This window comes from Bacillus sp. AFS029533 (assembly GCF_002585125.1).
In the GTDB taxonomy this organism is placed as follows: domain Bacteria; phylum Bacillota; class Bacilli; order Bacillales; family Bacillaceae_G; genus Gottfriedia; species Gottfriedia luciferensis_B.
Window position 1 is genome coordinate 97418 of sequence record NZ_NUQC01000020.1, and the last position, 12080, is coordinate 109497.

Here is a 12080-nt window from a genome sequence, read left to right on the forward strand (position 1 = left end):
TTAAATTTTGTTAATATTTAGAATTTTAAATAAAAAAGTATTGTAGAAACCGTTTTCAAGTAATAAAATCAATATATAAGGAAAATGACCGTAAATGTTCCTTAAATAAAATTTGTATGAATCTCGGAGGTGTTTCAATCGTGTATGAAATTTTTTCTGAATTAAGCTTAGATGAATTGGTTAGTTCGATTAACGACGAAGTGATTGAATGGAGAAGGTATTTGCATGAAAATCCGGAGTTATCTTTCCAAGAAGAAAATACTGCTCAATTTGTGTATGACAAACTAAAATCGTTTGGTGACTTAGAAATCTCTAGACCAACTAAGACTAGTATTGTTGCTAGATTAATAGGAGACCATCCTGGGAAAGTCCTTGCAATTCGAGCGGATATGGATGCTCTGCCAATTCATGAAGAAAATAAAATTGAATTTAGGTCTAAAAAGGATGGAATCATGCATGCATGTGGTCATGATGGACATACTGCAATGTTATTGGGAGCTGCGAAACTACTTTGTAGCTTAAAAAATCAAATAAAAGGTGAGATTCGATTTATTTTCCAACACGCAGAAGAATTACCACCAGGTGGTGCAATTGAGATGGTGAGTGCAGGAGTACTTGATGGAGTTGATCTGATTATCGGAGCACACTTAACGAGTAGTTTGGAAACGGGAAAAATCGGTTTAAATTATGGACCTATTATGGCTGGTGCAGATATGTTTAAAATTACGATCATTGGTGAAGGGGGTCACGCTTCTCAACCAAATCAAACAATCGATCCAATTCTAATTGGTACCCAAGTAGTAACAAACATACAGCATATCGTCTCAAGAAAGATTGATCCGATCGATACTGCCGTCATATCAGTTACACAATTTAATGGGGGTACAGCAATAAACGTCATTCCAAATTTTGTTACAATCGGTGGTTCAGTTCGTAGCTTTAAACCTGAAGTTCGAAATAATTTACCTAAGTTGATTGAACAGATTGTAAAAGGTATTACCGATGCTCATGGTGCAAAATATGAGATTGAATACCATTTTGGATACTCCCCAGTCAATAATGATGATGTAACAACTAGTTTAATAGATCAAACTGTTTGTGAACTATTGGGAGAAGAAAATCGTGTATTAATTAACCCAATCATGGGAAGTGAAGATTTTTCAGCATTTCTTAATGAAGTACCTGGAGCTTATTTTTTTATAGGTTCAAGAAATGAGACAGAGGGAATAGTATATCCGCACCACCATCCGAAATTTAATATTGACGAGAAAGCTTTAAAGGATGGTGTAAAGATCTTTGTTCAAGGAGCCTTTAACATATTAAATAACTAAAATTAAGGAGAGTAGCGTATGAAAAAAATCTATTTACTTGGCTTTATACCGGTTATTGGTTTTGTCATAGGTGCGTTGTTTTCGAATAAAGTTACTCCTTATGTACTTGGTATGCCATTTTTTCACTTCTCCATCGTACTATTGTCATTACTTACTACTGCATGTTTAGGTTTAATCTATTTATTTGATCCTGCGAATAAAGAGGAGGAAATAGAATGAATACTGGTACATTATTTATTTTCTTATTTTTTATTATTTCGATAGTGATCGGTATATGGTCTAAAAAAGGGAAAGAAATGAACTTAGAACAATGGTCTGTTGGTGGCCGTGGGATGGGGACGCTTTTCATCTTTTTATTATCAGCTGGAGAAATGTATACTACTTTTACCTTTTTAGGTGCTAGTGGCTCTGCATATAGTGAAGGTGGTTCAATTTTTAGTATTGTTTCATATGGATGTATTGCATCAATCATTTCATATTGGGCTTTTCCTAAGATTTGGAAATACTCCAAAAAGCATAAACTAATTTCACAATCAGATTTTATGGCAAAAAAGTATGATAGTCAGATCCTAGGAGTACTTGTTGCAATCGTTGGCATTGTCGCTTTATTTTGTTACTTAGTTTTACAATTTAAAGGTTTGGGTTATATTGTTGAGATTACGTCTTATGGGGTTATTTCTTCAAAAATGGCAATTTTATTTGGCGCACTCGGTGTTACTTTATTCGTTATGCTATCTGGAATTCATGGTTCTGCATGGACCTCTGTTTTAAAGGATATATTAATTCTTGCCATTATTTTATTTTTAGGTATCTATTTCCCTATTCATTTTTATGGCGGTATTAAGCCGATGTATCAAGCGATTGAACATGCTAAGCCAAACTTTACGATTCTACCAGAACATGGTATGAATTTAACATGGTATATTTCTACTATTATATTAAGTGGAATTGGAATGTATATGTGGCCACACTCATTCCCACCTATTTTTGCAGCCAAAAATGCGAAGGTTTTAAGAAAGAACGCAATTATTATGCCGTTGTATCAGTTGATTTTATTATTTGCATTTTTCGTAGGGTTTGCAGCAATCTTACAAATTAAAGGTTTACAAGGAAGTGATGGTGATAAGATTTTATTACTTCTTTCTAAAAAGACGTTTGATCCATGGTTTGTAGGACTAATAGGGGGCACAGGGGTATTAGCAGCTTTAGTACCAGCTTCACTGATTCTGATGGTAATCTCTACATTATTCGTTAATAATATTTATAAAGTAGTAGTACCATCTAAATCAGAAATACAAATTGCAAGATTAATAAAATTAATCGTTCCTTTTATTACGCTAATAGGTTTATATTTTACATTTAAAGGTGGTAACTCTCTATTTAGTATTGCAATTGTGGCCTATAATTTTATAACCCAGCTTGCTCCACCATTTTTCTTAAGTTTAATGAAAAAGAACTTTGTAACAAAATACGGAGCTATTACAGGAATTATATTTGGAGGAGCAATCGTTTCAATATTTGATTTAGGCGAAAAAACCTTTGCTCAAACTTTTCCCCATCTTCCACAGCTAGTGAAAGACTTAAATGTAGGAATTGTTGCACTAGTGATTAATGCTCTTATTATGATCGTTATTAGTCTTATTACAAAAAATAGCATGTCTGCGAATAAAAAGAGTGACATATTAGCTGGATAATAAGGGTGGTTTTAAAGAGAAAAAACGTCCGGTCAAACGATCCGATGTTTTCATAGTGTTGAAATATGCTGTGGTTAATATAAAAAATACGAACAATAAATGATGTTGATGAAATTGCATTATTTTTAAATATGTTCTATCTATGTTCTCTTACCTGTAAGACAACTGATGGATAATATATTTTTTTTTCTAAAAATTCAACACAATTAACGTCATTATTATTACAAATATCTTTTTGAGGATCACTATTTATATGATTTTTTAGTAGTGGATTATCTCTCACTTACAATTAGATTAATAAAGGGAGATTCATTCGTTTAATAGACTATTCTATTGTTTTTAAGATTATTCTTTTTTATTAAGAAGTTGATTGGAACGAAAGGGTGCTCGACTCCTACGGGATTAGCGGGAAGGCTAAAGACCCCGCAGGCTTGCCGAGGAGGCNNGCCCCATGGAAAGCGAGCACACTGTAGTGGAAATCATACCACACAACTTATTTATCAGTGATAAAAATAAATGACAAAGTTCTTTTTCAACAGCATGAAAACGTCGGGTCTATAGATCCGACGTTTTCTATTATTCTATTAAATTGTTTATTGAATGTATAAATCCTTCAAAATGTCTGTTAAAGTTTCACCTTTAATTTTCGTTTTACCTTTAGGAACGTCTTGGACATCAGGGTTTGGTGTTAAATAATTCTTTTGAACAAAACTCAAATCCTTTGCGTCAACAATCCCATCGAAATTGATATCAGCTGCACGCTTGTTAGTGCCCCAGTATGTTTTAATATAATCAGCATCTAACACATCGATTACGTCATCGTTATTTACATCTCCACCCATTACTGGAGCATATAAAATGTAGGACAGTCTACCAACAACATCACCATTCGTCACATCATACAAATCATTAACTGTTACATGACGGTCGAAATGTCCAGGAATTTTAACTGTTAAATCATAATCTTCATTTGTAGCTGGAAGATTTTTAACAAAGTATCGTGCACTACTGTTAAATTCTCCAGTATAAGTCTTTCCGTTTTTTGAAACTAATTTTAAACTCATGCCAGCTTTAGAAAAATCTTTGTTGTAGTCTAACCAAATACCCCAGTTATCTAAAAATCCATCTGCAAGTATACCGCCTTCAAGTTGAGAGTAAGTTGGTTCGATATTTATTCCTTGACCAAAGCCTTGAATTGTCGCAGGTGCTTGATTTAAGGAGAATGCAGTAGATTTTGTGAGATCAATAGTTTGAATCCATTTAATATATGTGCTTGGTTTTTCTTTTACTTTAAAAGTAATATCGATTAATGGCATGTTCGTTTGGATTGGCTGAATTGAGTCTCCTGATAATTGAGTGTTAAGTGTAATTTTACTTGCGGTCTGCTCAATGATTTTAAGATCGGCATTTAAGCCATGTGACTTAGCATAAGATACATAATCCTTATTTAATGATACATTTGCAACGTCGTATACTGTTGAAGGGAATGTTAATGTAAATTCTCCACCTGTTAAATCTTTAACATTATTTGCACTTAGTGATAGCGTTACATTTTCACCATATTTCACATCATTTTTGTTTGCGACTAGTTTTGCATATGGTAGTCCTTTTTTAACAAGTGTGTATGAGAAATCAGGGTGATCCTGCATTCCGTTTCCTGCGTAGTCATAGGTGTCAAGACTAATTTTTGTTACATCTTTACCGTCTAATAGATTAGTTTTAAATTCAAAGTCACCATTCTTTTCAATTTTTAAAGGTGTTGATGAGAATTTTGTTTTATTAATTAAGTTAACCATGTTGGAAGACTGATCCCATTTAAATCCATTTTGATTCATGATATCTACTTGTTGGTCATATATGTTACCTTTTACAGTCATACCATCTGGAGTTATTTCATAAACTCCACCTGGTTGCTGCATTTTTACGATTGGGTTAGTATTTTCAATATAAAATACATCAGACTTTTTAAATGTTTTACCTTCTCTGTTTGTAGCGATTAGTTCTAATTCATATTTTCCTGGAGGAGCAAGCCTTTTTGAATATGAAATTGGATGATCCTTATGACCCGTAAATGCACTATAAAGTCCATTAAATCCGTATTCAGTTTCAAACATACTATCTTCAGTGAAAAGACCCTCATATGAATCAACAAGTCCTAGCTCTTTTCCTGTTTTCGCATCTTTTAAAACCAGATCTACAGTTTCCATTGGACTATTAAGGGAGAATTGAATGGCTGTTCCGGATGGGAAACTATGATTTAAATCACGTCGTGTTGTAAAGGCGTCTTCATAAGCATTAATTGAATTAATGCCTTCTTGTAAATGCTTGAAGCCAAAAGGTATTTGGTAAACTTCATCTGGATTGCTATTGCTTGTAATATAAATATAGCCTTCGTAGATACCAAATTCAGCAGTATCAGGAATATGAATTGTTGGTTTGATTTTTATTGTTTTATTGGCATTCAGTGTCACCGTATCTGGAACATCTAATGTAATATTGTTAGCTGAAGCATCTTTAGCTCCTTTTACATTTTGATTAAACTTAACTTGAACATTAAATGTTTTCTTTTTGTTACTTGTATTTGAAATAGAAACTACTCGAGAGTCTGTTTTTTCCTTACCTGCAGTAACTTGTGGTCCGAAGCTTAATGCTCCTGTAACGTCTGGTATAGTTATATCTTGACCATCTTTTGTGCTGATCGTTTTATCTAGTACCTTGATATGCAAATCAGAATGAACTGCTTCATAAACATCAATTCTTCCTGCACCTACTTCAAATACACTATAATCTTTTTGTAGTTTATCGGCTGTATTCATTAAAGCTGCTTTTACATCTTCTGGTTTGTATTCTGGATGTTTTTGTAAAAGAAGGGCAGCAGCTCCAGCAACGTGAGGAGTAGCCATTGATGTTCCAGATGCACTCATATATGCGTTCGTATAATCAGTCAGATGATTTGGTCCGTTTTGATAAGCAGGTACACTTGAAAATACAGCAACTCCTGGTGCAGTAACTTCTGGTTTAATATCATAAAATCTATTTGAAGGACCACGTGAACTAAAATCAGCTAATGTATCTCCACTAGTTTTCATTTCACCAATTGAGTTTAAAGTGAAGGTCGCATTACCTTGATTTACTTTATCTACAACTTTTAATCCTTGTTCGTTTGTCATTGTAAATGAAGGGATAAAGTCAAATCCGTTTCCAAGATAATGAGGAATTTGGCCTTCTGTTGGGTTATTATTGTACATTAAAACTGCTTTTGCACCATGTTTCTTTGCTAGCATTACTTTTTCATTTAAGCTAAGGATTCCACGCTCAATTAGAGCGATTTTACCATTTACATCTTTGCCGCTATAATCACTTTCGCTATTTCCTAGACCGACAAACACGATTGGTAGAGTTTGATTTTTAAGAGTATTTAAATCATCATCGTAATTCTTTGCAAGTAGTTTTAAATTTGATAAGGAAAGATTATCATTTGAACTAACTGTGCCAGTAGCTGTAGGGATCGTCATTGAAAAATCACTTGCACCAACTGTTAAAGCTAGAGGAGAAGTACCAGGTGAACCAAGTGAATACAAATCACTACCAGAGTTACCAGCTGCTATAACAGCAGTCGTTCCAGCTAAAACTGCATTATTGATTGCGATTGCATTTGGATCAAGAGGGTCGTTATAATTTGAACCTAAAGATAGATTAATAACATCCATTCCGTCTGCTACTGCTTTATCGATTCCAGCGATGATGTTACTTGAGGATCCTGATCCATATGGTCCAAGCACTTTGTATGCATATAGATCAACTCCAGGTGCAACGCCTGTAACTGCATATTCTGTTTTATTTTTACCTTGCCCCGCAATCGTTCCAGAAACATGAGTTCCATGGGAAGTATAGTATGTAGATCCAGCTAACGCATTGATTTCAGGTTGTCCAGATTTTTTCCAATCGTCGTATGTTGTTTCCATTGGATCAGAATCGTTATTCACGAAATCATATCCACCTTTATAGACGTCTTTTAAATCTGGGTGATTATAATCTATCCCAGTATCAATTACAGCAACTTTAACACCTTTTCCAGTAATTCCTTCTTCGTGAAGTTTTGTTGCACCGATATTTTCAGTACTATCTTCTGCGGGAGAGTGACTACTTGACTCGTTTGCTTGAATCTCTGTAGGAGATGGATCATCTATTGTGATTACTTTATCTTCAAATATTGCTTTTACTTCATCCATCGCAAGAATAGTATGTACTTCATTACCTGGTACAGTCATTGCAACACCGTTAAAAGCTTGGCGGTACTCTTTGTGAATTTGCATAGTTGAGACGGCTTTTTTTGCTTGTCCAATTTTCTGTTTAAAATTTTGATGTGATTTTTCTACTTTATTTTTTGCCTCATCTAATGGGACTTCAATTCCGTTTTCTTCGTTTTTCTTAATATCCGTTTTAGCAGGGTCTTGGGCAAATTGAACAATGATGCTTACTGGTTTATTACTCGTCGTATCAAGCTTAGGTGATAAATACTTTTCTTGATCGGCCGTTTCAACGCCGTTATGTACTCGATTTCGATCCTCTTTTGTTAAATTTTTTAAATACTGCTCTACGTTTGATCTGCCACCTTGAGAAGTAGAATTAACAGATGCAAAAGTATGACTAGAAAATAACAAACTAGCTGCAATAAAACTAGTAGATACAACCTTGAGTGGCATTACTAAACTGCTTTTCAAATACAATACACCCCTTCAATTTTATGTTAAGGAATTAACCTTATAGTCTGATTATTAAGAAAACTTAATAACCAGTCAATTGGGTTATTTATTCCTTATAAAATCAACGTTTTTCTCAATTAAGGATATAAATCTTTCAAAACTCATAAGAAAATTGTTCAAAAAAGCCAGAAAACATAATAAAAAAATGAATTTTGTCGAGTTTAAACGTTTCCTATTGAACGAAGTAGGTGATTTTTCACGTTAATGATTTAATGATTTTTAGAAAATGGTAATAAATAGCATAATTTTTCTACATTTAACAAATTTTAAATAGTAATAAATAAATTGATAGGTGATTGATATGCGATTGGGTTATCCAAAGAGAAGTAGGCAATCAAAGGAAGTTAAAGCTCCAGTTGTTTTATCATCCGATTTACATAAAAATTTACAAAATATAAATCATGAATTGCAGTATTGTGCAGATTTAATCGTTAGAGAATTTGAGGTTGGAGAAACCAAAAAAAGAAAAATGGCACTAGTACATCTTCAAGGTATTTCAAATGGTGACACAATCAGTCAATTTATCGTTGATCCAATTCTACATAAATGGAAAAACATGATATTAGATAATTTAAGCGAAATTAATTTCTTCAATGAAATGAAAGATAATACGTTTGATGTTCCACAAGTTAAAACTGAAAATGAATGGAATAACATAATGATGGCAGTTTTAAATGGAGATACAGCAATATTTATTGATAATCAACTAAAAGTATTGCTGATTGATACGAAAAGTGGACAATTTCGTTCCGTTTCAGAGTCAACTGGACAAACGATTATTCGTGGTCCTAAAGATAGTTTTACTGAATCAATTGCTACTAATATGTCACTTCTACGTTACCGACTTCGAAGTGCTCAATTTAAAATGGAAATGATTAAAGTTGGTGATGTTACGAATACGAGTGTAGTAATCTCTTATCTTGATGACAAGGTTGATCAAGATATTTTACATACTATAAAAGAAAAACTAAAGAATGCTAAAGTTAATGGAGTTTTAGAATCAATAAATATAGAATATCTTATTGAATCAAAACCCTTAAGTCCATTTCCAACTGTCTTGGACAGTGAAAGACCTGATGTAATTGCCGCAAATTTATTAGAAGGTAGAATTGGAATTATTGTAGATGGTAGTCCAATGGGGCTAGTACTTCCAGCAACCTTACCTATGTTTTTCCAATCGCCTGATGATTATAATCAACGATATATTGTTGGAACCTTTTTAAGATTTTTGAGATTTACAGCATTTTTTACATCATTATTAGTTTCTGCATTATATCTTGCATTAATTACACACCATCGTTCGATGATCCCAACACCGTTATTAGTTAGTCTTGCAGCTCAAAGAGAAAGTGTACCGTTTCCTGCGATCGTTGAGTTATTGCTAATGGAATTTGCTTTTGAAATCATTAGGGAAGCTAGTATTCGTAGCCCAAGGGTTCTTGCATCAACTGTATCAATAGTTGGTGCACTTGTAATAGGGCAAGCTGTTGTACAAGCGGGAATTATATCTACTGCAATGATTATCTTTGTCTCAATTACTGGTATTTCAAGTTTTACTCTTCCTTATTATAGTGTTGCTGCATCTGCAAGACTACTGAGATATTTATTTATTTTAAGTGCAGGAATTGCTGGGTTGTATGGAATTGCATTAATGTTTTTATTTTGGCTAGTTCATTTAAATACACTCGATTCATTTGGAGTGCCATATTTAATGCCAGTATCCCCATTATCAATTAGAGATAATGAAGATAATTTTATCCGTCTACCTTGGAAAAATTTAAAAACTTCAAGTAAAGATTTTGTCCCAGAATCAACAAGGATGAGAAAACAACAAAAAAATAAAAACGGTGAAGACAATGAATCGTAATCTTAAATTAAAGTTAATAATATCCGTTTTTTTGCTACTTTCAGGCTGTAGTAATTATATGGAGTTAAATAAAATTTCATTTATTACGGGATTAGGTGTCGATTGGACTGATAAATCTAATTTTAAAGTTACTTTACAAGTCATTAATCCAACTGATTTAGCTACTGGTCAAAATGGTGGTGGCAATTCTTCGCCAGTCATTCTTTATACAAGTACTGGGAAAACATTATCAGAAGCAATTAGAGAAGCAGGAAAAAAAATAACGAAGAACAAAGACTTTACTCATGTTGGATTAACTGTAATAGGTGAGAATGCAGCAAAGCATGGTATAGAAGAAATAGTAGACGCTATTATTCGGGAACCAAGAGTCTCTGCTTTTATGTCTGTTCTTGTAGCTAAAAATTCAACAGCCGAACAGATCTTAAATACAATGACACCTATTAATAAAGTTTCATCAGCAGAAATGGTTTCAAAAATCCAAAGCGTTAATTTTTCATTAGGTGAAAGTGTCAATCCAAATGTATTTGAATTAGGTGAAGACCTGACCTATTCTGGGAAAGAGATTGCGATTAGTGGAGTTGAAATTGTTAACGAGAATAAAGAAAAAAATACGTTATCGAATTTACAAACGATGGAACCAGCCGAAACTAAAATTGATGACTTAGCATTATTTCGAGGTAGTAAACTAGTTGGTTGGATTTCAGGACGTGATGTAAGAGGAATTTTAATGGTATTGGATAAAATTCAACAAACGAATTTTGCCATACCTTGCGGAAATAATAAATATAGCTCTCTTCGGTTACATGCTCAAAAAATAAAATCGGATGTGAAAGTTAAGGGAAATATCCCGATTATTAACATTGATAATACGCTCCTTACATTACTTGATGAAACTGGTTGTTCAATAAATATTGAAAGCGTTCAAGATTTAATAAAGATTGAAAAACAAGCTGCAAAAGTAGTTAAGCACCAAATTGAGCATAGTATTAAATCTGCTCAAAACTATAAGAGTGATGTTTTTGGATTCGGTGATATGATTCATACACATAATCCAAAAAAATGGCAAAAGATGAAAAGTAATTGGGCAGAAGATTTCGCAAATGCAAAAGTAAATGTTAAAACGACGGTCATAATTAAGCGAAGTGGATTACTAGGGGATCCTGTTATCATGAAGAAGAAATAGGGTGAAGTAATGCAAAATATGAGATTTAATTCAGAGCAGTTATTTAGTTTATTGGCAATTTATTTAATTGGAAGTGCTGTTGCAGTTGACCCTGCACAAGATGCTGGAAGAGATGCCTGGCTTGCAATTTTAATAAGCCTTGTTGGTGGATTACTCTTATTAAGCTTATATTTGGGAATATATAAAAATAACCCGTCTAACTCATTAATCAAGTCCTTACAAAAAGCATGGGGAAAATATTTAGGCGGCTTAGTTGGAATATTATATGTTGTTTATTGTATCTATATTGCATCAAGGGTTATGAGAGATTTTGCCGAGCTTATTTTAACGGTTGCATTAGATAATACAGGTTTATTCACAATTTCAATGTTAATGTTGTTTCTTTTGATTTATACGGTAATGAAAGGATTTACGAGTTTTGCTAGGACGGTTTGGATTTGTTTTCTATTAAGTGGAATTATCGTTTTTATTCTCATTTTGTCTCAATTATTAACTGGATTTTTAAATTTTTCCCATTTAAAACCTATCCTTGAATACGGATGGAAACCAGTTTTAAAATCAGTATTTCCAACGACTGTAACATTCCCATTTGGGGAGTCAATAATATTTTTATTGTTGCTACAACACTATGATCAACCAAAAAATGCATACAAAATGAGCTATTTAGCAATGATTTATGCTGGGATCTTTCTAACAATATCGACGATTATACATATTGCAAATTTAGGTGAAATTATTTTTAAAGCTTCAACATTCCCGGTACTTTCAAGCGTATCATTAATTAACATAGGTGATTTTTTTACAAGATTAGAGTCTCTAGCGGTAATTGTTTTTGTTATTTTAGGTTTTATTAAAATATCAATTTTATTTTTTGGAGCAGTAGTAGGGACTATGGAAATATTTAATTTAAAAGATGATTGGTTAATTACATTTTTAATAGGTATTATGATTATATTTTTCAGCATATTTACAACTGTTTCATACGCACAGCATGTTTATATAGGACTTGAATTAGTCCCTAAATATCTCCATGTACCGTTTCAAATTATATTGCCGCTTATCTTATTTGTAACATTAAAGATTCAAAATAAATTATCCCTTTCTTAGTTTAAGAACCATAGTTAAACAAAAATAGAGAATGAAATAACCGACCATTATTTTATCAAGAGTTAAAAAACCTACTTTATTATAAGAAAGGGCTAAAGTTAAATAATGTAAATCAAAACCTTGTAATAATGT

At 32.9% G+C, this 12080-nt stretch carries 7 protein-coding genes; 6 read left to right on the forward strand and 1 reads right to left on the reverse strand.

The features are described 5' to 3' along the window. Positions 1-140: 140 nt before the first annotated feature. Genes COE53_RS10700 through COE53_RS10710 form a run of 3 tightly spaced genes read left to right on the forward strand, consistent with a single transcriptional unit; the run spans position 141 to position 3025 of the window. Positions 141-1331 carry a M20 family metallopeptidase gene (locus tag COE53_RS10700; protein WP_286162564.1) on the forward strand — a complete coding sequence of 397 codons (1191 nt, stop codon included), beginning with the start codon at positions 141-143 and terminating at the stop codon, positions 1329-1331. 18 nt (positions 1332-1349) lie between these two features. Next, positions 1350-1550 (forward strand): DUF3311 domain-containing protein, encoded by a 201-nt coding sequence (locus COE53_RS10705; RefSeq protein ID WP_098948022.1) that lies wholly within the window; start codon positions 1350-1352, stop codon positions 1548-1550. Further along, a complete protein-coding gene (locus tag COE53_RS10710) occupies positions 1547-3025 on the forward strand; it encodes a sodium:solute symporter family protein (protein WP_098948023.1) in 1479 nt (492 codons plus the stop codon). Before COE53_RS10705 ends, COE53_RS10710 begins: the two co-directional genes overlap by 4 nt. 593 nt (positions 3026-3618) lie before the next feature. Here COE53_RS10710 and COE53_RS10715 read toward each other — a convergent pair. Then, positions 3619-7749, reverse strand: a complete 4131-nt coding sequence (locus COE53_RS10715; protein WP_098948024.1) for a S8 family serine peptidase — start codon at positions 7747-7749, stop codon at positions 3619-3621. 343 nt (positions 7750-8092) lie between these two features. Here COE53_RS10715 and COE53_RS10720 point away from each other — a divergent pair, with 343 nt between their 5' ends. From COE53_RS10720 to COE53_RS10730, 3 genes are read left to right on the forward strand one after another with little or no spacing between them, the layout of a single operon-like run. Next, the gene (locus tag COE53_RS10720) at positions 8093-9658 is read left to right on the forward strand and encodes a spore germination protein (protein ID WP_069035436.1); all 1566 of its coding nucleotides are present in this window, start codon (positions 8093-8095) and stop codon (positions 9656-9658) included. Next, a complete protein-coding gene (locus COE53_RS10725) occupies positions 9648-10841 on the forward strand; it encodes a Ger(x)C family spore germination protein (protein WP_098948025.1) in 1194 nt (397 codons plus the stop codon). The genes COE53_RS10720 and COE53_RS10725 overlap by 11 nt, the downstream gene beginning before the upstream one ends. 9 nt (positions 10842-10850) lie before the next feature. Next, positions 10851-11948, forward strand: coding sequence for a GerAB/ArcD/ProY family transporter (locus COE53_RS10730; protein ID WP_098948026.1), 1098 nt, complete (start codon positions 10851-10853; stop codon positions 11946-11948). The last annotated feature ends 132 nt before the right edge of the window (positions 11949-12080 follow it).

Excerpts from the sequence above, each read along its gene's own strand:
- COE53_RS10705 (WP_098948022.1), top strand. The coding sequence starts at position 1,350 with ATGAAAAAAATCTATTTACTTGGCTTTATACCGGTTATTGGTTTTGTC.
- COE53_RS10710 (WP_098948023.1), top strand. The coding sequence starts at position 1,547 with ATGAATACTGGTACATTATTTATTTTCTTATTTTTTATTATTTCGATA.
- COE53_RS10720 (WP_069035436.1), top strand. The coding sequence starts at position 8,093 with ATGCGATTGGGTTATCCAAAGAGAAGTAGGCAATCAAAGGAAGTTAAA.
- COE53_RS10725 (WP_098948025.1), top strand. The coding sequence starts at position 9,648 with ATGAATCGTAATCTTAAATTAAAGTTAATAATATCCGTTTTTTTGCTA.
- COE53_RS10730 (WP_098948026.1), top strand. The coding sequence starts at position 10,851 with ATGCAAAATATGAGATTTAATTCAGAGCAGTTATTTAGTTTATTGGCA.